The organism is Microbacterium meiriae, assembly GCF_025143875.1.
In the GTDB taxonomy this organism is placed as follows: domain Bacteria; phylum Actinomycetota; class Actinomycetes; order Actinomycetales; family Microbacteriaceae; genus Microbacterium; species Microbacterium meiriae.
Genome location: NZ_JAMBDU010000019.1, coordinates 48,119 through 69,144 on the forward strand (window position 1 = coordinate 48,119; position 21,026 = coordinate 69,144).

18 protein-coding genes are annotated in these 21,026 nt (G+C 70.5%); 13 read left to right on the forward strand and 5 right to left on the reverse strand.

Features of this window, described 5'->3' with window-relative positions:
* Window positions 1-44 precede the first annotated feature (44 nt).
* Both M4D53_RS12275 and M4D53_RS12280 read left to right on the forward strand, forming a co-directional pair.
* On the forward strand, window positions 45-527 hold the full coding sequence (locus M4D53_RS12275; RefSeq protein WP_259954268.1) for a hypothetical protein: 483 nt from the start codon (window positions 45-47) through the stop codon (window positions 525-527).
* Window positions 527-1,078 (forward strand): GNAT family N-acetyltransferase, encoded by a 552-nt coding sequence (locus M4D53_RS12280; protein WP_259954269.1) that lies wholly within the window; start codon window positions 527-529, stop codon window positions 1,076-1,078. The genes M4D53_RS12275 and M4D53_RS12280 overlap by 1 nt, the downstream gene beginning before the upstream one ends.
* Here M4D53_RS12280 and M4D53_RS12285 read toward each other — a convergent pair.
* From M4D53_RS12285 to M4D53_RS12295, 3 genes are all read right to left on the reverse strand, one after another.
* The gene (locus tag M4D53_RS12285; protein WP_259954270.1) at window positions 1,075-2,310 is read right to left on the reverse strand and encodes an acyl-CoA dehydrogenase family protein; all 1,236 of its coding nucleotides are present in this window, start codon (window positions 2,308-2,310) and stop codon (window positions 1,075-1,077) included. The genes M4D53_RS12280 and M4D53_RS12285 overlap by 4 nt on opposite strands.
* Before the next feature lie 66 nt (window positions 2,311-2,376).
* On the reverse strand, window positions 2,377-3,042 hold the full coding sequence (locus M4D53_RS12290) for a TetR/AcrR family transcriptional regulator (RefSeq protein ID WP_259954271.1): 666 nt from the start codon (window positions 3,040-3,042) through the stop codon (window positions 2,377-2,379).
* 125 nt (window positions 3,043-3,167) lie between these two features.
* Complete coding sequence (locus M4D53_RS12295) at window positions 3,168-3,452, reverse strand: hypothetical protein (RefSeq protein ID WP_259954272.1); 285 nt, start codon at window positions 3,450-3,452, stop codon at window positions 3,168-3,170.
* A gap of 174 nt (window positions 3,453-3,626) precedes the next feature.
* Between M4D53_RS12295 and sucC the strand changes: the two genes are divergently transcribed.
* Together sucC and sucD are read left to right on the forward strand one after the other, a co-directional pair.
* Window positions 3,627-4,793, forward strand: coding sequence for an ADP-forming succinate--CoA ligase subunit beta (gene sucC / locus M4D53_RS12300; RefSeq protein WP_025103777.1), 1,167 nt, complete (start codon window positions 3,627-3,629; stop codon window positions 4,791-4,793).
* 28 nt (window positions 4,794-4,821) lie between these two features.
* Complete coding sequence (gene sucD, locus M4D53_RS12305; protein WP_187663460.1) at window positions 4,822-5,724, forward strand: succinate--CoA ligase subunit alpha; 903 nt, start codon at window positions 4,822-4,824, stop codon at window positions 5,722-5,724.
* A gap of 130 nt (window positions 5,725-5,854) precedes the next feature.
* On the opposite strand, the gene M4D53_RS12310 is transcribed toward sucD, so the two are convergent.
* The gene (locus M4D53_RS12310; protein WP_259954274.1) at window positions 5,855-7,330 is read right to left on the reverse strand and encodes an NCS2 family permease; all 1,476 of its coding nucleotides are present in this window, start codon (window positions 7,328-7,330) and stop codon (window positions 5,855-5,857) included.
* Between the two features lie 91 nt (window positions 7,331-7,421).
* Here M4D53_RS12310 and M4D53_RS12315 point away from each other — a divergent pair, with 91 nt between their 5' ends.
* The 8 genes from M4D53_RS12315 (at window position 7,422) to M4D53_RS12350 (ending at window position 18,125) form a co-directional block, all read left to right on the forward strand.
* A complete protein-coding gene (locus tag M4D53_RS12315) occupies window positions 7,422-8,708 on the forward strand; it encodes a cell division protein PerM (RefSeq protein WP_259954276.1) in 1,287 nt (428 codons plus the stop codon).
* 61 nt (window positions 8,709-8,769) lie between these two features.
* Window positions 8,770-9,357 carry a phosphoribosylglycinamide formyltransferase gene (gene purN / locus M4D53_RS12320; protein WP_101847100.1) on the forward strand — a complete coding sequence of 196 codons (588 nt, stop codon included), beginning with the start codon at window positions 8,770-8,772 and terminating at the stop codon, window positions 9,355-9,357.
* 31 nt (window positions 9,358-9,388) lie between these two features.
* Window positions 9,389-10,996, forward strand: coding sequence for a bifunctional phosphoribosylaminoimidazolecarboxamide formyltransferase/IMP cyclohydrolase (purH, locus tag M4D53_RS12325; RefSeq protein WP_259954278.1), 1,608 nt, complete (start codon window positions 9,389-9,391; stop codon window positions 10,994-10,996).
* A 144-nt stretch (window positions 10,997-11,140) separates the two neighbouring features.
* Window positions 11,141-12,658 carry a DNA-3-methyladenine glycosylase 2 family protein gene (locus M4D53_RS12330; protein WP_259954280.1) on the forward strand — a complete coding sequence of 506 codons (1,518 nt, stop codon included), beginning with the start codon at window positions 11,141-11,143 and terminating at the stop codon, window positions 12,656-12,658.
* Window positions 12,655-13,152, forward strand: a complete 498-nt coding sequence (locus tag M4D53_RS12335) for a methylated-DNA--[protein]-cysteine S-methyltransferase (RefSeq protein WP_187663465.1) — start codon at window positions 12,655-12,657, stop codon at window positions 13,150-13,152. Before M4D53_RS12330 ends, M4D53_RS12335 begins: the two co-directional genes overlap by 4 nt.
* 305 nt (window positions 13,153-13,457) lie before the next feature.
* The gene (locus tag M4D53_RS12340; protein WP_259954281.1) at window positions 13,458-15,404 is read left to right on the forward strand and encodes an ABC transporter ATP-binding protein; all 1,947 of its coding nucleotides are present in this window, start codon (window positions 13,458-13,460) and stop codon (window positions 15,402-15,404) included.
* A complete protein-coding gene (locus tag M4D53_RS12345) occupies window positions 15,401-17,212 on the forward strand; it encodes an ABC transporter ATP-binding protein (RefSeq protein ID WP_060923216.1) in 1,812 nt (603 codons plus the stop codon). Before M4D53_RS12340 ends, M4D53_RS12345 begins: the two co-directional genes overlap by 4 nt.
* Window positions 17,213-17,303: 91 nt before the next feature.
* The gene (locus M4D53_RS12350) at window positions 17,304-18,125 is read left to right on the forward strand and encodes a hypothetical protein (protein WP_187663466.1); all 822 of its coding nucleotides are present in this window, start codon (window positions 17,304-17,306) and stop codon (window positions 18,123-18,125) included.
* 85 nt (window positions 18,126-18,210) lie between these two features.
* Here M4D53_RS12350 and M4D53_RS12355 read toward each other — a convergent pair whose 3' ends face one another.
* Window positions 18,211-18,669 (reverse strand): GNAT family N-acetyltransferase, encoded by a 459-nt coding sequence (locus tag M4D53_RS12355; protein ID WP_101847088.1) that lies wholly within the window; start codon window positions 18,667-18,669, stop codon window positions 18,211-18,213.
* 164 nt (window positions 18,670-18,833) lie between these two features.
* Between M4D53_RS12355 and M4D53_RS12360 the strand changes: the two genes are divergently transcribed.
* The coding region (locus M4D53_RS12360) for an NADP-dependent isocitrate dehydrogenase (protein WP_259954282.1) at window positions 18,834-21,026 on the forward strand (2,193 nt) is incomplete at its 3' end.

A 21,026-nucleotide genomic window follows, 5' to 3' on the forward strand; every position in this document is an offset into this window, starting at 1 on the left:
TCCGCGGTCGGCGGAGGGGGTTGCGCCGTGCGATCCTGGAAGGGATGAATGAAGTCCAGGGCCCGACCCCCGCCGGCACCTCCCGTCCGTACCGCTCGCTTCCCGAGGCGCTACGCGCGCACCGCATCGATCCGGTGAACCATGCGTTCATCACCGAGATCGTCGATTCCGCGGGGGTGACCTCTCTGATCGACCGCGGTCGCTATATCGAGGCGATCCGGCGCGAGGGCGCGGCGCTGCACATCGGCCGCACGTACACCAACGGATTCACGGAGGACGAGGTCGTCACCGTCGGCTCGACCCGCCTGCGGCTGCAGCCCAGCGAGGGGCGCGCGCCGTACTTCTACGTCACGCACCCGAGCGAGTTCGCCCCGCAGGCCCCCGTCAAGGCCAAGCGTTCCACGACGCCGCGCACCCCGTCGGCGCCGCGCACGCCCGCGGCGCCGAAGCCCGTCGAACGCGACTACGGCGTGTGCGACGTCTGCTTCATGGTGAAGACCCCCGCCGGCGGCTGCGGCTGCGACTGATGCCCGCGGCCTCCGCGTCGCACGGCGGCGTCTCCGTCCGCGAGGCGGAGTGGCCACAGGATTCCGCGTTCGTCGGTACGGCGGTTTCGACGTACCTCCGTCAGACGGAGCAGGAGAAGCACGACGTCCTGGGTGGGCCGGAGGAACCCGAGGGCGAACTCCCCGAGCGGTACCTGCCGGAGGTCCGTGACCCTGCGACCGCGTACGCCGATGGTCGGGTGCTCGTGGCGGAGATCGACGAGGCCCCGGCCGGCGTGGTGATCGCCCTGCCGTATGCCGGTCACACCGAGATCAAGCGGCTCTGGGCTGACCCCGCCGTGCGCGGCCGAGGCGTCGGTTCCGCGCTGCTCGACGCCGTCCTGGCGGAGGCCGAGGGTGCGGTGCGGCTGTCGGTGTGGGAGTGGCGCGACGCCGCGATCCGGCTCTACACGTCCCGCGGCTTCCGCCTCGTCGACCCCTGGGACGATCGCGACCGACTCCTCTGCTTCGAATCGCTCACTTCGCTGCATCCGGCCGCCGAATCCAGCGAAGTGAGCGATTCGAAGGGCTAGGCGAAGGCGCTCATCCCGGTGATGTCGCGGCCGAGAAGGAGGGCCTGCACGGACTCGGTGCCCTCGTAGGTGTGGATGGCCTCGATGTCGGCCATGTGCTGCATGACGCCGTTCTCCAGGAGGATGCCGTTACCTCCCAGGAGGTCACGCGCCGTCGCCGCGATCCGCCGGGCCGCCCGGGTGTTGTGGAATTTGGCGAGCGAGGCCTGGGTCGGACGCAGCGCTCCTGCCTGCTCGAGGTCCGCCATCCGGCGGCAGTAGAGCTGCATCGCCGTCAGGTCCTCCAGCATGTGCGTCAGCCGCTCCTGCACCATCTGGAACTTCGCGAGCGGCTTGCCGAACTGCACACGCTCCTTCGCGTAGGCCAGAGCCGCCTCGTAGCAGGCCGTCGCGTGGCCCAGCGCCGACCAGGCGACTCCGGACCGGGTGGCGTAGAGCACGGTCGAGGCGTCCTTGAAGCTCCTGGTCCCCGGCAGCACCGCGTCCAGCGGTACCCGCACGTCGTCCAGGCGGATGTGCGCCTGATGGATCGCGCGGAGGGAGGCCTTCCCGCGGATCACGGTGCCGGTGTATCCGGGGGCGTCCTGCTCGACGAGGAAGCACCGCACCGCCCCGTGCTCGGCGGCGGACTCGTCGTCGACCCGTGCCCAGACGAATGTGATGCCGCCCGAGGCGCCGTTGCCGATCCACTTCTTGGCGCCGCGGAGGACCCAGGAGTCGCCGTCGCGGCGGGCCACGGTCTCCAGCGAGACGGAGTCCGAGCCGTGGTCGGGCTCGGTCAGCGCGAAGGATCCGAGTACCGAGCCGTCGGCGAGTGCCGTGAGCCAGCGGTCCTGCTGGGCGGGCGAGCCGAACAGGGCGAGCGTCCGCAGCGCGAGGCCGCCCTGCACGGCGAGGATCGTGCCGAGGGAGCCGTCTCCCCGCGAGATCTCCATGTTGACCAGGCCGGCGGCGAGCGGGGAGAGCCGGGTGAGCGCGGGATGGTCGACGCCGTCGACGACGAGGTCCATCTCGCCCATCCGGCGGGCGGCGTCGAGCGGGTACTCGGCGCGGTCCCAGGCCTCGGCCATCTGCGGGGCGACCTCGTCGACGTACGCCTTCGCGCGGTCCCAGGCTTCCCGGTCGACGGCGGGGATGTCGGCGAAGACGGCGTAGTAGTCGCTGTCCTGCCGTCCGGTGATGTCGTAGGACGAGACGCGCTCGCCGGGGACGGGGGAGGCTTCCGTGCTCATGATGCTCCTTCGTGACACCAGGTATCGTACTCCTCGATACTCGGTATCACGACCTCTCCGGCGGGCTCAGTCGAGCTCGGAGCGCAGCCTCCGCGTGACCTCGGCGACGGGCATCGAACGCGGGAAGACCGCCACCACCATGTCGTCCGGAGCCCCCGCCGCGGTGTCCTCGCCGACGCCGTACCGTCGACGCGCATCCGCGAGCGCGGACTGGAGGGTGGACAGCGGCACCTTCTTGCGTCCGCGCAGGAGCTGTCGCAGCACGTGGTTGTGCACCGCCGTCACGAGCGCCGCGAAGCCCACCGCGTCCAGCGGATCCACTCCCGGCAGGGCGCTGCGCAGGTACTCGTCGAACAGCCGCTCGTAGCGGAACACGGTGATGATCTCGCGTTCACGGAGCACCGGCACCTCCCGCACGATCTGGTACCGCCGTCGCGCGAGCTCCGGGTCGTTCGCGAAGTGCGTGAACACGGACTCCGATGCCGCGCAGACCGCGCCCCACGGATCGTCGTGCCCCTCGTCGAGGAACTCCCGGAGCTGCTCCAGCAGGACCTCGTGATCGGCGAAGACAACGTCCTCCTTGCCACCGAACTGCCGGAAGAAGGTCGACCGGGAGACGCCGGCGGCCTTGGCGATCTGCTCCACGGACGTCTGGTCGAACCCCTGGGCGCTGAAGAGTTCGAGCGCGGCGGCGACGACGCCCCCGGTGCGCAGCTCTGCGGATTCCTGCATGGCGAAATCCTAGACCGCCGTGGGGCCCACGCCCGAGCGTCCCCGCGGGAGCGCACCGCTGACGCAGTTCCAGGACCCGCGTTTCCGCGAGGGCGCGCGACCGTCCATGCTGATCCTGGCCGTGGTCACGAGACGTCCGAGGGTCGCCGTTCCGCGCGCGAGTCCGATGCCCGATACCGCCGAGCGATCCGTATGAAGAGGTCCAGGGCCTCGGCTTCGGAGCGGAAGCGGAGCGGCGCATGGAAGCGCTCACCGCGCTCGTCGGCCTCCCAGACGATCCACTCCTCGCCTTCGCGCTCGATCCAGGCGGACGACTGAGGTCGGCCTGTAGGGCCGAACCAGTTCGCGGTCGCGGTGAGCTTCTCGTCGCGGATGATGCGCTGCGCCTGGGCGCCGGTGAGGTCGCTCACGTCGTCTCCTCCGTCTTGCTCCGACGCCGAGAATCGTACCGGAGGCGTCGGTGGGTCGGGGAGGGCGTCGGGGCGTCGGAGCGTTCAGCCTGCGGTAGTAGGCTGGGGGACTGGTCGATGTCTCGACATCGAGAGAATCACCAGACCAGACCGCAGCCCAGTGAAGGAAGCACAGTGGATCTGTACGAGTACCAGGCACGAGACGTTTTCGAGAAGTACGGAGTGCCGGTCCTCGCCGGCATCGTCGCGGACACCCCCGAGGAGGTGAAGGCGGCTGCCGAGAAGATCGGCGGTGTCGTGGTCGTCAAGGCCCAGGTCAAGACCGGAGGCCGCGGCAAGGCCGGCGGCGTCAAGGTCGCCAAGACCCCCGATGAGGCGTACGAGGCCGCGAAGGCCATCCTCGGGCTCGACATCAAGGGCCACGTCGTCAAGCGCGTCATGGTCGCGCAGGGTGCCCGCATCGCCGAGGAGTTCTACTTCTCCGTGCTGCTCGACCGCGCCAACCGCTCCTACCTCTCCCTGTGCTCCGTCGAGGGCGGCATGGAGATCGAGCAGCTCGCCGTCGAGAAGCCCGAGGCCCTCGCCCGCGTCGAGGTCAACCCGCTGACCGGCATCGACAAGGAGAAGGCGGTCGAGATCGCTCGCGCCGCGAACTTCCCGGAGGACCTCGTCGAGAAGGTCTCCGATGTGTTCGTGAAGCTGTACGACGTCTACAAGGGTGAGGACGCGACGCTCGTCGAGGTCAACCCGCTCGTCCGCACCGAGGACGGCGACATCATCGCGCTCGACGGCAAGGTCACGCTCGACGACAACGCCTCCGAGATCCGCCACCCCGAGCACGAGGCGCTCGAGGACAAGGACGCCGCCGACCCGCTCGAGGCCAAGGCCAAGGCGTCGGGCCTCAACTACGTCAAGCTCGACGGCGAGGTCGGCATCATCGGCAACGGCGCGGGTCTGGTCATGTCGACGCTCGACGTGGTCGCCTACGCCGGAGAGAACCACAACGGCGTGAAGCCCGCCAACTTCCTCGACATCGGCGGCGGCGCCTCGGCCGAGGTCATGGCCGCCGGTCTCGACGTCATCCTCGGCGACCCGCAGGTCAAGAGCGTGTTCGTCAACGTGTTCGGCGGCATCACGGCGTGCGACGCCGTCGCCAACGGCATCAAGGGTGCCCTGGAGACGCTGGGCGACACGGCCTCCAAGCCGCTCGTCGTCCGCCTGGACGGCAACCGCGTGGACGAGGGTCGTGCGATCCTCGCCGACTACGCGCACCCGCTCGTGACCCTGGCCGCGACGATGGACGAGGGCGCCGACAAGGCCGCCGAGCTCGCCAACGCCTGACGCTTCGACAGGATTTAAGGAACAGAACATGTCGATCTACCTCAACAAGGACTCCAAGGTCATCGTCCAGGGCATCACCGGCGGCGAGGGCACCAAGCACACCGCGCTCATGCTCAAGGCCGGTACCCAGGTCGTCGGCGGCGTGAACGCCCGCAAGGCCGGCACCACGGTCTCGCACACGGACAAGGACGGCAACGCCGTCGAGCTCCCCGTCTTCGCCTCGGTCGCCGAGGCCATGAAGGAGACCGGCGCCGACGTGTCGATCGCCTTCGTCCCCGGCGCCTTCACGAAGGACGCGATGATCGAGGCCATCGACGCCGAGATCCCGCTGCTCGTCGTCATCACCGAGGGCGTCCCCGTAGGCGACTCGGCCGAGGCCTGGGCCTACGCGCAGAGCAAGGGCAACAAGACCCGCATCATCGGGCCGAACTGCCCCGGCATCATCACCCCCGGTGAGGCGCTCGTCGGCATCACGCCCGCGAACATCACCGGCAAGGGCCCGATCGGCCTCGTGTCGAAGTCGGGCACCCTGACCTACCAGATGATGTTCGAGCTGCGCGACCTGGGCTTCTCGACCGCCATCGGCATCGGCGGCGACCCGGTCATCGGCACCACGCACATCGACGCGCTCGCCGCGTTCGAGGCCGACCCCGAGACCAAGGCCATCGTCATGATCGGCGAGATCGGCGGCGACGCCGAGGAGCGTGCGGCCGAGTACATCAAGGCGAACGTCACCAAGCCGGTCGTCGGCTACGTCGCGGGCTTCACGGCTCCCGAGGGCAAGACCATGGGGCACGCCGGTGCGATCGTCTCCGGCTCGGCCGGTACTGCGCAGGCGAAGAAGGAGGCCCTCGAGGCCGCCGGCGTCAAGGTCGGCAAGACGCCGTCCGAGACCGCCGCTCTCATGCGCGAGATCATCGAGTCGCTCTGACCTGAGCTACGCTTGACCTGAAGGCCCCGGGCTCCACCCCGGGGCCTTCGTCATACCCTCACCCTTTTGAATCGCGCACATGGCCCCATTCCGTGTCGGAATGGGGCCATGTGCGCGACGTGAAACGGGGCTAGATCCCGACGCCGAAGAGGGCCTCGATGGGACCGCGGGCGAAGAAGATCAGGAAGCCGGCGCCGACCACCCACAGCAGCGGGCTGATGGTCTTGGCCTTGCCGGAGAAGGCATGGATGAGCACCCAGCTCACGAAGCCCGCCCCGATGCCGTTGGCGATCGAGTAGGTCAGCGGCATGACGGAGACCGTGAGGAACACCGGCAGCAGCACCCGGAAGTCGCCGAAGTCGATGTGACGGATCTGCGCCATCATCATGGCACCCACGATGATGAGCGCCGCGGCGGCGATCTCCGTCGGGACGATGGAGGTCAGCGGGGTCAGGAACATCGCGATGAGGAAGACGATGCCCGTCACGACGTTCGCGAGTCCCGTCCTGGCACCCTCGCCGATACCCGCGCCGGACTCGATGAAGACCGTGCTGGAGGACGACGAGGTCGCACCACCGGCGATCGCCCCGACACCCTCGACCACGAGTGCCGACTTGATGCGCGGGAAGTCGCCGTTGTCGTCGGCCAGGTTGGCCTCCTTGGCCAGGCCCGTCATCGTGCCCATGGCGTCGAAGAAGTTCGTGAAGAGGAGCGTGAACACGATCATCACGAGGGCGACGAGGCTGACCTTGCCGAGGTCGAACGAGAAGTCGACGGCGCCGATGAGGCTCAGGTCGGGGACGCTGACGGGGGAGCCGTTCAGCGCCGGGACGGTGAGGCCCCAGCCGCCGGGGTTGACGACGTTGCCCTCGTCATCGGCGCCGCGGGCGCCGATGTGCCAGATCGCCTCGACGATGACCGCGAGCACGGTGCCGCCGATGAGGCCGATGAGCATGCCGCCCTTGATGCGGAGCGCGACGAGGATGCCCGTGAGGAGCAGGGTGATCACGAACAGCAGGCTCGGCACGGTCGCGACCGACCCGTTGACACCGAGGCCGACGGGCGGCGACGAGGCGCCGGTCGCCGTGACGAAGCCCGAGTTCACGAAGCCGATGAAGGCGATGAACAGGCCGATGCCGACCGTGATCGCGATCTTCAGCTGGAAGGGCACGGCGTCGAAGATCGCCTTCCGCAGCCCGGTGGCGGCGAGGAGCACGATCACGACACCGTTGATCATCACGAGCGCCATCGCCTCGGGCCAGGTGACCTGGCCGACGACGGAGAACGCGACGAAGGCGTTGATGCCGAGTCCGGCGGCGAAGCCGAACGGCAGGCGGGTGACGACACCGAAGAGGATCGTCATGACGCCGGCGGTCAGGGCCGTCGCGGCACCGACGGCGTTGAAGTCGAGCATGTCGCCGGCGACGTCCGGCTTTCCGGAGAGGATGATCGGGTTCAGGATCACGATGTAGGCCATCGTGACGAACGTCACGAGGCCTCCACGGATCTCGGTGCCGATCGTCGATCCGCGCTTGCTGATCTCGAAGAAGCGGTCCAGGGTACCGGTGGGTTCGGTGGACGCCGGGGCGGGTGGGGCAGTAGTCATCGGGAAACCTCCGGAGAAACGCTACCGTGTCGTCCGCCTCGCGCGCGCCCACGGGGGCCGGACGGGAAGTCGTCGTAGTCTCGAAGGCGCTATGCAACGCCTCCTCGTCGCGCTCCTCGCCGCCCTCGACGCCGCCATCGCGGCCGCCGTCGGGCTGGCCGCGCTGCTGGCGCCGTTGACGCTCCTGTGGACGCTCGCGTTCGGTGTCACCGCGGACTGGGGGGCGCTGTGGCCGCTCACCGGAACGCTGTGGGAGTTCGGGCACGGTGTCCCTCTGGAGATCACGATCCCGGACGCCCTGCTCGTCACCCTGGCGATTCCCGCAGACGCCGCGCGGTTCGTCGTCTCGGTCACGCCGCTGGCGTTCCTGCTGCTCACCCTGCTCTTCGCGGCGCGCTCCGGCGCCCGGGCCGCACGATCCGGCGCGTGGGTGCTGGGATCCCTGTCGGGGACGGTCGTGTTCACCGTGATCTCGACGGTCGTCGCCCTCACTTCCGCGCTGGGCGCCGCACGAGTCCCGCTGGCTCTCGCGATCCTCCTGCCCCCCGCCGTCTACCTCGTGGGCGCCGTGTGCGGTGCCGTCCGCGTGGCGTGGGAGGACGGCGACGGCGGCGTGCTGGACCGCATCCACGACGTTCTGGACGCCAGGGAGGACTGGGCGCCGGTACCGTCCGCGGTCGTGCGCGGGGCGGCGTTCGCGCTCGTCGGTGTGCTGGGGGCTGCCGCGTTGGCCGTCGCCCTGTCGGTCCTGACCCGTGGGGGCGAGGTCGTCGCGCTGTTCCAGGCGGCGCGGGTCGATGCCCTCGGGGCGACCGTGCTGACCCTCGGGCAGCTGGCCTACCTTCCGACACTCGTGGTGTGGGCGGCGTCCTGGCTCGCCGGCCCCGGGTTCGCTGTCGGCGCGGGCACCGCGGTGTCGCCCGCGGGGACGCAGCTCGGCGTGGTCCCGGGCATCCCCGCCTTCGGTCTGCTGCCGGAGAACACCTCGATGTGGATGCTCATCGTCATCCTGATCCCGGTGGCCGCCGGGGCGTTCGCCGGGTGGGCCGTGCGCTCGCGCCTCGTCTGGGAGGGGACACCGCTCGGGCTCCTGCAGCGGTCGGTGATCGCGGTCGGGATCGCCGCGGTCTCGGCCGGTGTGGCCGCGCTCGCCGCCGCCTTCGCGAACGGCTCGATGGGCCCGGGGCGACTCGAGGTCGTGGGACCGGCGGTGCTGCCGTTCGCGTTGTCGCTGGGAGCGGAGGTGCTCGTCGGCGCGGCGATCCTACTGCTGTCCCCGCGCAACCGCGACGAGCTCGCGGAAGAGCGCACGGACCGCTGGATCGAGGAGATGTCCACGCTCGGCTCCGAGGACCCCGCCGACGACGACCGTCGCTAGGCGTCCCGAGCGCTCGGCGGACCGGGTCGGAGCGTCGCCGGCACGCCGGTAGACTGGGCGCGTGCTCACGGTCGCCGTACTCATCTCGGGCGCCGGCTCGAACCTTCGCGCCCTCCTCGAGGCCGCTCGTCACCCCGATTTCCCGGCGCGTGTCGTCGTGGTCGGGGCGGACCGCGAAGCCGACGGACTGGCCCACGCCGAGGAGTTCGGCATCCCCAGCTTCACCGTGCCGTGGCACGAGCACGAGAGCCGCGAGGCGTGGGGCGAGGAGCTGGGTCGTCAGCTCGCCGTCTGGACGCCGGACCTCGTGGTGCTCAGCGGGCTCATGCGCCTGCTGCCGTCCTCGCTCGTCGCCGCCTACGCGCCCCGGATCATCAACACCCACCCCGCGTACCTCCCGGAGTTCCCCGGAGCCCACGGCGTCCGCGACGCCCTCGCCGCCGGGGTCCGCGAGACCGGCGCCAGCGTGATCGTCGTGGACGACGGCGTCGACACCGGCCCCATCCTCGCCCAGGAGCGCGTGCCGATCAGGGCCGACGACACCGAGCACACCCTGCACGAGCGCATCAAGCCGGTCGAGCGCCGGCTCCTCATCGATGTCGTCCGGCGCATCGCGACCGGCGACCTCGCCCTGACTTCCGCCCCCTGACCCCCGACGCCCCCGCACGAAGGAGCCCATCATGGCCGGCCCCCGCCACGACCCCACGCTCTACCGCGATCGCGACACGGTGCCGATCCGGCGCGCCCTCGTCTCGGTCAGCGACAAGACCGACCTGCTCGTGCTCGCCGCCGCGCTCGCGGAGGCGGGCGTCGAGATCGTCTCGACGGGCTCCACGGCGTCCACCATCCGCGACGCCGGCTTCGAGGTGACGGACGTGGCCGCAGTCACGGGTGTCGCCGAGATGCTCGACGGCCGCGTCAAGACCCTGCACCCGAAGGTGCACGGCGGCCTGCTCGCCGACCTGCGCCTGGAGGACCACGAGCGTCAGCTCGCCGACCTCGACATCGCGCCGTTCGAGCTCGTCGTGGTCAACCTCTATCCGTTCGTGGAGACCGTGGCCTCCGGTGCCGAGGGCGACGACGTGGTGGAGCAGATCGACATCGGCGGCCCCGCCATGGTGCGCGCGGCCGCGAAGAACCACGCCAACGTCGCGATCGTCGTGTCGCCGCAGTCCTACCCCGCGATCGTCGCGGCCGTGGAGCAGGGGGGCACCTCGCTCGCCCAGCGCCGGGAGCTCGCGGCGCGGGCCTTCGCGCACACCGCGGCCTACGACACGGCGGTCGCGCAGTGGTTCGCCGAGGGGACCCTCAACGAGCCGGGCGACCTTCCGGCGCATCTGACGATCCAGGCCGAGCGGCTCGCGACGCTCCGCTACGGCGAGAACTCCCACCAGCGCGGCGCCATCTACACCCGCGCCGGGGGCCACGGCATCGCCCAGGCCACGCAGCTGCAGGGCAAGGAGATGTCGTACAACAACTACGTCGACGCCGACGCCGCCCTGCGCGCCGCCTACGACATGGTCAAGCCCGCCGTCGCCATCATCAAGCACGCGAACCCCTGCGGGATCGCCACCACCGCCCCGAACGCCCTCGACCCGATCGCCAGCGCGCACCTCCGTGCCCACGAGTGCGACCCCGTGTCGGCGTACGGCGGGGTGATCGCCGCGAACGGCACCGTGACGCTGAAGATGGCCGAGAACCTGAAGGACATCTTCACCGAGGTGATCGTGGCGCCGTCGTTCGAGCCCGCGGCCCTCGAGGTCTTCAAGGCGAAGAAGAACCTGCGCCTGCTGCAGCTCCCCGAGGACTGGCAGCAGGAGCGCATGGACGTGCGGCTCGTGTCCGGCGGTCTCCTGCTCCAGGACGCGGACCGCTTCCCGGACGACATCGTCTCGGTCGCGAAGAACTGGGAGCTCGTGTCGGGTGAGCGTCCGAGTGACGAGGAGATGGAGAACCTGATCTTCGCGTGGAAGGCCTGCCGGGCGGTGAAGTCGAACGCGATCGTCCTGGCGAAGGACAATGCGACGGTCGGCGTCGGCATGGGCCAGGTCAACCGCGTCGACTCGTGCCGCCTCGCGGTGGAGCGGGCAGGAGATCGTGCCGCCGGATCGGTCGCGTCGTCCGATGCGTTCTTCCCCTTCGCGGACGGTGCCCAGGTGCTCATCGACGCGGGTGTCACGGCGATCGTGCAGCCCGGTGGGTCCGTTCGTGACGAGGAGGTCGTGGATGCCGCGCGCAAGGCCGGCGTCACGATGTTCTTCACGGGGGAGCGTCACTTCTTCCACTGACCGAGACCCCGGTCTTCCGTCGAGACCCCGGTGTGCGCACGTCCGTACCCCGGGGTCTCGGCGCGTCGGCGGGGTTTCGGGGAAGAAACCGCGATGTCCGATTTCCGCCAGCCGTAGCCATGCGGGGGTGAGAGAGTGGAGGACATGAGCCTCCCCGTGACCGCGTTCGACGAGCGTTACCGAGCCATCAGCGCCCGGGACACCCGCTTCGACGGCCAGTTCGTCACCGCCGTGCGCTCGACCGGGATCTACTGCCGTCCGAGCTGCCCCGCCCGCACCCCCAAGCCGCAGAACGTGACCTTCTATCCGACCAGTGCCGCGGCGCACGAGGCGGGCTACCGCGCATGCAAACGCTGCCTGCCGGAGGCCGCCCCCGGGTCGCCCGCGTGGGACGTCCGCGGAGACACCGCCGCTCGCGCCATGCGGCTGATCGCGTCCGGCGTGGTCGAGCGCGAGGGCGTGCCAGGGCTCGCCGCGCGCCTCGGCTACTCGAGCCGTCACCTCACGCGGCTGCTGACGACCGAGCTCGGCGCCGGACCTCTGGCACTGGCGAGAGCGCATCGCGCCCACACCGCCCGCATGCTGCTCGTGGGGACGGACATGCCCATCGCCGACGTCGCCTTCGCCGCCGGCTTCCACAGCATCCGCCAGTGCAACGACACGATCCGCGAGGTGTTCGGCCTCACGCCCGGAGAGCTGCGCGCCCGCCGCCGCACGCCGTCCGCGTCCGTGCCGGGAACGATCGACCTGGTCCTGCCGTACCGGGGTCCCCTGGACGCGGCCGGCGTCTTCGCGTGGATGGCGGCGCGGGCGGTGACCGGGGTCGAGGAGGCCACGGCCACGGCGTTCTCCCGACACGTCTGGATGCCCGGAGGCCCTGCGTGGTTCGAGGTGCGTCAGGAGGAGACGGAGCGGCTGCACCTCCGGGCTCGGGTCGCGCAGCTCGGCGACCTCGCGCCGCTGGTGGCGACCGCGCGTCGGATCTTCGACCTCGACGCCGACCCCCTGGCGATCGACGAGGCCCTGGCGGCGCACCCGCCTCTCGCTCCCCTCATCGCACGCACCCCCGGTATCCGCGTGCCCGGAGCGGCCGATCCGCACGAGATGCTCATCCGCGCGATGATCGGGCAGCAGATCACGGTCGTCGCCGCCCGCACCGCGCTCACCGCCCTCACCGACACGCTGGGGGAGCGGACCCCCGAGGGGCTGCTGTTCCCGACGATGTCGGCCATCGCGGCCCACGGCGCCGAGGTGCTGCGGGGGCCCGCCGCCCGCATCCGCGCCGTCACCGGAGCCGCCGCCGCCCTCGCGGACGGGAGCCTGACCCTCACGGTCGGCGACGACGGCCCCACGCAGCGCGCGGCCCTGCTGGCGATGCCCGGCATCGGTCCCTGGACCGCCGACTACGTGCGGATGCGGGTGCTCGGCGATCCGGACGTGCTGCTGCCCGGTGACGTCGCCCTCCGCGCCGGAGCCGCGGCTGCCGGTCTCCCGGCCGAACCGAAGACCCTCACCGCCTGGGCGGAGCGCACCGCGCCGTGGCGGAGCTACCTCAGCGCGCACCTGTGGCGTGCCGCTCCGATCCGCCCCGCCGGACCGCGGAGCAAGACCGCCACCCGGCCCGCCCGCGGCCACGAATCCGACACCGAGGAGACCTCATGACCGCACTCATCCAGACCCTCGACACCGCTGACGGCCCTTTCACGATCCTCGCCGACGAGCGCCAGCGGGTGCTCGTGTCCGGGTGGACCGACGACGTCGAGGCGATCCTCGGACGCCTGCCGTCCCGAAGCCGTCCCGACGCCGTGCGGGAGGCCGAGACGGACGCGGCGGGTGCCGTCCGCGCGTACTATGCCGGCGACGTCACGGCGATCGACGCGGTCCCGGTCGCGCAGACCGGCACCGCCCTGCAGCTCGCCGGATGGGCGGCGCTCCGCGGCATCGCCCCGGGGGAACCCCTGACGTACACGGGCTTCGCGGCCCGGCTCGGCAATCCGCGTGCGGTGCGGGCCGCCGCGTCGATCTGCGCCCGCAACGCCCCGGCCCTGTTCGTGCCCTGTCACCGGGTGCTCCGCACGGACGGCTCTCTCGGCGGCTTCGCCTGGGGCCTGCCCGTGAAGGAGAGGCTCCTGGCCCGCGAACGCGCCGCCCGCTGACCTCTCGGTTCGAAGAGCCCGCTCCCGGGAGAGCGGGCTCCTCGTCGTCTCGGGAATTCCTCTTGCGCTCAGCTGGTTCACAGGAATAGGCTGATGGGCTGTCGCGCCAACCGGACGACCTCGCCGAGCCCTGAGGAGGACACCATGACCACGATCGCCACCGCGCGGATCGCCACCCTCGGCTCGACCCCGGCGCGCCCGCTCTCCTAGAGCCCCCGCCCTCTTCTGCACCGGATGCCGGGCTCCGTGAGCCCGCTCTCGCATCCGTCCTTTCACTCTTCTCACCCTCGACTCCTCTGAGAGACATGTCTTCCACGTCTTCCGCGCAGAAACCGTCCCCCTCGTCCTCCCTCTCCACGCCCGCCGCGCTGTGGCGGCTCAAGCCTTTCGTGAAGCCGGTCATCTGGCGTCTCGCCGGCGGTGCCGCCAGCGCGCTCGCGGCCGCGCTCATCGCGCTGATGATCCCCATCGTGCTCGAACAGATCATCGGCGGGCCGGTGCAGTCCGGAGCGCTCGACGCGATCGTCTGGGGCGCGCTCGCCGTGTTCGCCCTCGGCCTCGGCGAGGCGCTCATGGTCTGGCTCCGCCGGCAGTTCGTGCTGTTCCCGGCCACGCAGGTCGAGTACCGCATGCGCACCGAGCTCTACTCGCGACTGCAGACCCTCCCGGTCGCCTTCCACGACCGGTGGCAGTCCGGCCAGCTGCTCAGCCGCATGATGCAGGACATCGGCCTGATCCGCCGGTGGCTCGCCTTCGGCCTCGTGCTTCTCGTCGTGAACGTGCTGACGATCCTCATCGGCTCCGTCCTGCTGTTCCGCTGGCACTGGCTGCTGGGCACGATCTTCCTGGTGACGGCGATCCCGCTGTGGATCCGCGGCTACCTGTTCGAGAAGCGCTACGGCGCCCTCACGCGGCGCAGCCAGGACCAGGCCGGCGACCTCGCCACGAGCGTCGAGGAGAGCGTGCACGGCATCCGGGTGCTCAAGGCGTTCGGACGGGGCACGCACGCCCTCCGCCGCTTCAGCCGTCAGGCCGAGACGCTGCGCGAGACCGAGATGAGCAAGGCCCGGGCCATCGCCTCGATCTGGTTCTGGCTCGACCTCATGCCACAGATCGCCTTCGGCCTGAGCCTGATGTCCGGCATCTGGCTCATCTCGCAGGACGCGATCACCTCGGCGGAGCTCTTCGCCTTCTTCGCGATGGCCGTCGTGCTGCGCTGGCCGATCGAGTCGATCGGCTTCCTCTTCTCGTTCATGCTCGACGCGCGCACGGCGACGGACCGCGTGTTCGACATCTTCTCGGAGACGAACACCATCACCGACCCCGCGAACCCCGTGCACATCGAGAACCCGCGCGGCGAGCTCGCGTTCGAGAACGCGCACTTCCGCTACCAGGACGCGGCCCCCGACGAGCGGGACCTGCTCGACGGCATCGACCTCGTCCTCCGACCGGGGGAGACCATGGCGCTGGTCGGGCTCACCGGCAGCGGCAAGACCACGTTGACGACCCTGCCGACGCGGCTCTACGACGTGACGGGAGGGCGGGTCACGCTCGACGGCGTCGACGTGCGCGACCTCACGCTCGCCGAGCTGCGCGAGCACATCGCGATGGCGTTCGAGGACGCGACGCTCTTCTCCGCCTCGGTCCGCGAGAACGTCCTGCTCGGGCGCGCCGACCTCGACGTGCACAGCCCCGAAGCCGAGCGCGTCCTGCGCGAGGCGCTCGACGTCGCGCAGGCCGCCTTCGTCGACACGCTCCCCGAGGGCGTCGAGACGGTCATCGGCGAAGAGGGACTGAGCCTGTCCGGCGGACAGCGCCAGCGGCTCGCCCTCGCCCGAGCGGTGGCCGCCAAGCCGCGGGTGCTCGTCCTGGACGACCCGCTGTCGGCGCTGGACGTCGACACCGAGGCCCTCGTCGAGGAGGCGCTGCGGCACGTGCTCGCCGACACCACGGCGATGATCGTCGCACACCGTCCGTCCACCGTGGCCCTCGCCGATCGCGTGGCGCTGCTGGAGGACGGCCGGATCACCGCGGTCGGCACGCACACCGAGCTGCTGAAGACGAGCCGGCACTACCGGCACGTCATCTCCAGCTTGGAGGCCGAGGAGGCGGCCCGCACCGGCGCCATCCCGATCATCCGCGACGAGCAGTCGGAGATCCACGACACCGTGCAGGACGGCATCCGCCAGGAGGCCGACGATGAGGCGCCGGGAAGCGCCTCCCGATTCGCAGGAGAGGAGGTGCAGCGATGAGCTCCCTCACCGGAACCCAGGACGAGGACCGCTCCCGCCTCACCACGGAGGAGAGCAGGGCGATCCGCCGTCGCTCGCTGCGGCTGCTCGGCTCGCTCGTGCGCCCGCTCAAGCCGCAGATCGTGCTCGCCGCCACGGTGCTCGTCATCTCGACGGCGCTGCAGGTGGCCGGGCCGATCCTCATCAGCATCGGCCTCGACCGCGCGCTGCCGGCGGTGCTCGACGATGCCGACTGGATGCCCACCTTCGTCGTCGGCGGGATCTATCTTCTCGCCGGCGCTCTGGCCGCCGTGCTCATCGCCTGGTACGTCATCATCGCGGCCAAGCTGACCCAGGCCGTCCTGCTGGACCTGCGCAAGCGCATCTTCCTGCACACCCAGCGCCTGAGCCTGGAGTTCCACGAGTCGTACACGTCCGGGCGGATCATCTCGCGCCAGACGAGCGACCTGGACTCCATCAAGGAACTCCTCGACGGCGGCCTGAACGAGCTCGTCTCCGGCGTGCTCTTCGGTGTCTTCACGTTCATCGCCCTGTGCGTGTGGGACTGGCAGTCCGGCCTGATCCTCGCGATCGGCGGCGTGCCGCTGTTCTTCCTCATGCGCTGGTTCTACTCGCGCTCCCAGCTCGTGTACCGCGAGTCCCGGGTGATCAGCGCGAAGGTGATCGTGCAGTTCGTGGAGACCATGACGGGCATCCGCGCGGTCAAGGCCTTCCGGAAGGAGCCGCGCAACGACGAGGCCTTCCAGGGCGTGGCCGGCGAGTACCGGGACGTGAACCGCCGCTCGATGCTGCTGTTCGGCACGTTCGAGCCGGGGCTCATGGGCGTCGCGGCGCTCGTCCTGGGCGTGGTCGTGCTGTGGGGCGGCATCCGGGTCTCGGAGGGGGCCCTGACGGTCGGCGTGCTGCTGTCCGCCGTGCTCTACGTGCGCAACTTCTTCGCTCCGATGCAGGAGATCGCGATGTTCCTCAACTCCTACCAGTCCGCCACCGCGGCGCTGGAGAAGGTGTCGGGCGTCCTGGAGGAGGTGCCGACGGTGCCGGACCCCGAGAAGCCGGTGGACCTCTGGGAGTCCCGGGGGCACATCCGCTTCGACGAGGTCACGTTCGCGTACAACGAGGACAAGACGATCCTGCCGAACTTCTCGCTCGACATCCCCGCCGGGCAGACGATCGCGCTGGTGGGGACGACGGGGGCGGGCAAGTCCACGCTGGCCAAGCTCATCTCCCGGTTCTACGACCCGTCCGCGGGGACGGTGACCCTCGACGGCGTCGATCTGCGGTCGCTGCACCCGAAGGACCTCCGCCGCGCGATCGTCATGGTCACCCAGGAGGCGTACCTGTTCAGCGGGACCGTCGCCGACAACATCGCGCTCGGGCGCCCGGATGCGACTCTGGACGAGATCCGCGAGGCGGCGCGGGCGGTGGGCGCCGACGCGTTCATCTCGGCGCTGCCGGACGGGTACGACACCGACGTGAACAAGCGCGGTGGTCGTGTCTCGGCAGGGCAGCGACAGCTCATCTCGTTCGCCCGCGCCTTCCTCGCCGACCCGGCGGTGCTGATCCTCGACGAGGCGACGGCCTCGCTGGACATCCCGTCCGAGCGGCTGATCCAGGACGCGCTGCAGACGCTGCTGGCCGACCGGACGGCGATCATCATCGCGCACCGGCTGTCGACGGTGGCGATCGCTGACCGTGTGCTCGTGATGGAGCACGGCCGGATCATCGAGGACGACACCCCCGCCGCCCTCATCGGCGGCACCGGGAAGTTCGCCCAGCTGCACGCGGCCTGGCAGGAGACGCTCGTCTGACGTCCTGCCGCGACAGTGGCCCCGGCATCCGTACGGATGCCGGGGCTTCCTCGTCCGGGCGCGGGTGCGCCGGGATCGGTAGCATCGAGGGATGGACCCCTTCCTCCTCGTCGCGGAGTGGTGGTGGCTCGCGCCGACCGCCGCCGCCGGGGTGACCGCGGGCGCGATCGGCGTCCGTCGGCGCAACACCCGCAGCGGCCGCCGGCTGGAGTACGACGCGGCCCGGCACGACCTCCGCGAGGCCCAGCAGCGCGCGGTGGTGCGACGGACGGCGCTGAAGGTGGCACGGGCCGACCTCGCCCGGGTCTCCGCCGAGCGGGCCGCGCAGCGGGCGAGCGCGGAGCAGGTGTCCGGCGCCCGACGCATGCTCAAGGAGCGTGAGCGCGACGCCAGGGCCGCGGCGGCCGACGTCCGCGCCCGGCGGGTCAGGGTGAACGCCGCTCGCGCCGCGATCCCCGCCGGCTCCGCGCCGCGGCCGCTGGAGCGCCTGTATGCGGAGCACGACGCGGTGACGGCGCGGTGGATGCGGTATGAGACAGACCCCGCGTTGCAGATCACCTATCCCGAGATGACGGACGTGAAGCGTCCGGAGACGGCCGCCTACCTGCGGGCCGCCGGTGCCGCGGTCGAGGCGCGTCGGCAGACGACGGGCCGGGTGACCGCCGCCGAGTACGCGGCGTACCGCGACGCTGTCGCGGAGCTGGAGCGGGCGTTCGAGGCCGCCGAGCACGCGGCGAAGGTCCAGACGGGCGAGGCACCTCCGACCGCGGCCTGGCAGGACGCCGCGCAGGACATGCTGCACCGCTCCGCGGAGGCCATCGACCGCGCGGCAGGTGCTGCCGCCTCAGCGCTCGCCGCGTGGAACAGTCGCCGGGGCAAGGGCACGCCTCCGGACGGCAACGGTCAGCGCTGAGGAGGATCGAGGTCGAGCCGTCCGGCGGGATCCGAGGGCGACGGAGTCTCGATGGGGGAGGGGATTCGAGACCCCGCCGCCGGTCTCAGGAGGGGACGCGGATCTCGGCGATGACCTCGCCGTAGGCCGTCTCCCCGACGGGGGTGAAGCCGACGCGACGGAAGAAGGCCTCCGGGCCGTCCTCGCCCGCTTCGTAGATCACGTTGACGTGGTCGACGCCGCGGGTGCGCGCTTCGTCGATGAGGTTCTCGACGGCGAAGCGGCCGATGCCGCGACCCTGGTCGTCCGCGTCGACGTTGATGCGCCACAGCACGGAGCGGAAGTGCTCCTCCGGGGCCTCGTCGTCGAAGTTGGCGCTGACGAAGCCCACGACCTCGTTGCGGTCCAGGATCACCCGCTGCCAGGAGGTCTGCGGGTTGATGACGGTGGCCGCGATGCCGTACGAGACGGGCGCGAGGAACTGCTCCTGTCCGGGCTTGAGCGACAGGTTGTTCACGGCGACGATCGTCGCGGCGGAGAGTTCGACCATGCGCAGTTCGGACATGCCCCCAGGCTAGCCCCTCCGCTCACCGCATTCATCACTCGGGCGGACTTTTCACGGACCGGTCACGTGCCGGACCCCGTCGCCGGGAGCGCCGCTTCGGGGCGAGGGCCGCTCAGGTATCTTGGTATCGAGACAAATAGCCCTCGTGAACGGAGAACCTCCCGGTGACCGACGACGCCATCATCTACACCTACACCGACGAGGCACCGGCGCTGGCCACCGCCTCGTTCCTGCCGATCATCCAGGCCTACACGGGCCAGGCGGGCATCGAATTCGAGACGCGGGACATCTCTCTGGCCGGCCGCATCCTCGCCGCCTTCCCCCAGAAGCTCACCCCGGAGCAGCAGGTCGGCGACGCGCTGGCCGAACTCGGCGGCCTCGCCACGCTCCCCGAGGCGAACATCATCAAGCTGCCGAACATCTCCGCGTCGATCCCGCAGCTCAAGGCCGCCATCGCGGAGCTGCAGCAGCAGGGCTACGACGTCCCCGACTTCCCGGACGAGCCCTCGTCGCTGGAGGAGAAGGACGTCCGCGCCCGCTACGACCGCATCAAGGGCTCCGCAGTGAACCCGGTGCTGCGCGAGGGCAACAGCGACCGCCGCGCGCCGCTCGCGGTGAAGAACTACGCCAAGAAGCACCCGCACCGCAACAAGCCGTTCGCCGAGGGCTCGAAGACCCGCGTCGCGACCCTCGGCCACGACGACTTCAAGCACAACGAGCGCTCGTGGGTCGCCGCTCACGACGACGTCCTCTCCTTCCGCCACACGGCGAAGGACGGCACCGTCACGGTCCTCAAGGAAGGACTCAAGGTCCTCCCGCGCGAGATCATCGACGCGACGTTCCTCTCCGCGAAGGAGCTGGACGCCTTCCTCGCGGACACCCTCGCGGAGGCCGAGGCCGACGACGTGCTCTACTCGGTGCACCTCAAGGCGACGATGATGAAGGTCAGCGACCCGATCATCTTCGGCCACGTGGTGAAGGCGTTCTTCAAGGATGTCTTCGACCAGTACGGCACGCAGCTCGCCGAGGCCGGACTGAGCGCGAACGACGGCCTCGGCTCCATCCTCGCGGGGCTGGCGAACGTCGCCGGTGGCGACGAGATCGCTGCGGCGTTCGACAAGGCCATCGCCGAGGGGCCGCGCCTGTCGTACGTGAACTCCGACAAGGGGATCACCAACCTGCACGTGCCGAGCGATGTCATCGTCGACGCGTCCATGCCCGCGCTCGTCCGCAACGGCGGGAAGCTCTGGGGCAAGGACGGCGAGGAGGCCGACACGATCGCGGTCATCCCCGACTCGTCCTACGCGAGCGTCTACCAGGCGGTGATCGACGATGTGATCGCGAACGGCCCGCTCGACCCGGCCACCATCGGCACCGTGCCGAACGTGGGTCTCATGGCGCAGGCGGCCGAGGAATACGGCAGCCACGACAAGACGTTCGAGATCGCGGCGGACGGCATCGTCCAGGTGCTCGACAGCGAGGGCACCGTCCTCATCGAGCACGAGGTCGGCAAGGGCGACATCTGGCGCGCGACGCAGACCAAGCACATCCCGGTCATGGACTGGGTCAAGCTCGCCGTCGGCCGTGCCCGTGCGACCGGCGTGCCCGCGGTGTTCTGGCTCGACGCGAACCGCTCGCACGATGCCCAGATCATCGCGAAGGTGCACCAGGGCCTCGCCACGCTCGACACCAAGGGCCTGACGATCACGATCCTCGCGCCGGAGGAGGCGACGCGGTACACGCTGGCGCGCATGCGTCACGGTCTCGACACCATCTCGGTGACGGGCAACGTGCTGCGCGACTACCTCACCGACCTGTTCCCGATCCTCGAGGTCGGCACGAGCGCCAAGATGCTCTCGATCGTGCCGCTGCTCGCCGGCGGCGGACTGTTCGAGACGGGTGCCGGTGGCTCCGCTCCGAAGCACGTGCAGCAGCTGGTCGAGCAGAACTACCTGCGCTGGGACTCGCTGGGCGAGTTCTTCGCGCTGGCCGCCTCGCTCGAGCACTTCGCCGACCGCACGGGCAACGAGAAGGCCCGCGTGCTCGCCGAGACGCTGGACGCCGCGACCGGTACCTTCCTCGAGGAGGACCGCTCGCCGGGCCGCGCGCTCGGCACGATCGACAACCGCGGCAGCCACTTCTACCTGGGGCTGTACTGGGCGCAGGAGCTGGCGAAGCAGACGAAGGATCCGGAGCTCGCCGCGGCCTTCGCCCCGGTCGCCGAGAAGCTCGCAGCGAACGAGGAGTCCATCGTCTCCGAGCTCAACGCGGTGCAGGGCAAGCCCGTGGAGATCGGCGGGTACTACCGCCCGGACGAGAAGCTCGTAGCGGCGGTCATGCGTCCGTCCGCGACGCTC

What these genes read in the sequence shown, in the direction of transcription:
- M4D53_RS12275 (WP_259954268.1), top strand. Translation starts at nt 45, where the DNA reads ATGAATGAAGTCCAGGGCCCGACCCCCGCCGGCACCTCCCGTCCGTAC.
- M4D53_RS12280 (WP_259954269.1), top strand. Translation starts at nt 527, where the DNA reads ATGCCCGCGGCCTCCGCGTCGCACGGCGGCGTCTCCGTCCGCGAGGCG.
- M4D53_RS12285 (WP_259954270.1), bottom strand. Translation starts at nt 2,310, where the DNA reads ATGAGCACGGAAGCCTCCCCCGTCCCCGGCGAGCGCGTCTCGTCCTAC.
- M4D53_RS12290 (WP_259954271.1), bottom strand. Translation starts at nt 3,042, where the DNA reads ATGCAGGAATCCGCAGAGCTGCGCACCGGGGGCGTCGTCGCCGCCGCG.
- sucD (WP_187663460.1), top strand. Translation starts at nt 4,822, where the DNA reads ATGTCGATCTACCTCAACAAGGACTCCAAGGTCATCGTCCAGGGCATC.
- M4D53_RS12310 (WP_259954274.1), bottom strand. Translation starts at nt 7,330, where the DNA reads ATGACTACTGCCCCACCCGCCCCGGCGTCCACCGAACCCACCGGTACC.
- M4D53_RS12315 (WP_259954276.1), top strand. Translation starts at nt 7,422, where the DNA reads ATGCAACGCCTCCTCGTCGCGCTCCTCGCCGCCCTCGACGCCGCCATC.
- purH (WP_259954278.1), top strand. Translation starts at nt 9,389, where the DNA reads ATGGCCGGCCCCCGCCACGACCCCACGCTCTACCGCGATCGCGACACG.
- M4D53_RS12330 (WP_259954280.1), top strand. Translation starts at nt 11,141, where the DNA reads ATGAGCCTCCCCGTGACCGCGTTCGACGAGCGTTACCGAGCCATCAGC.
- M4D53_RS12335 (WP_187663465.1), top strand. Translation starts at nt 12,655, where the DNA reads ATGACCGCACTCATCCAGACCCTCGACACCGCTGACGGCCCTTTCACG.
- M4D53_RS12340 (WP_259954281.1), top strand. Translation starts at nt 13,458, where the DNA reads ATGTCTTCCACGTCTTCCGCGCAGAAACCGTCCCCCTCGTCCTCCCTC.
- M4D53_RS12345 (WP_060923216.1), top strand. Translation starts at nt 15,401, where the DNA reads ATGAGCTCCCTCACCGGAACCCAGGACGAGGACCGCTCCCGCCTCACC.
- M4D53_RS12350 (WP_187663466.1), top strand. Translation starts at nt 17,304, where the DNA reads ATGGACCCCTTCCTCCTCGTCGCGGAGTGGTGGTGGCTCGCGCCGACC.
- M4D53_RS12355 (WP_101847088.1), bottom strand. Translation starts at nt 18,669, where the DNA reads ATGTCCGAACTGCGCATGGTCGAACTCTCCGCCGCGACGATCGTCGCC.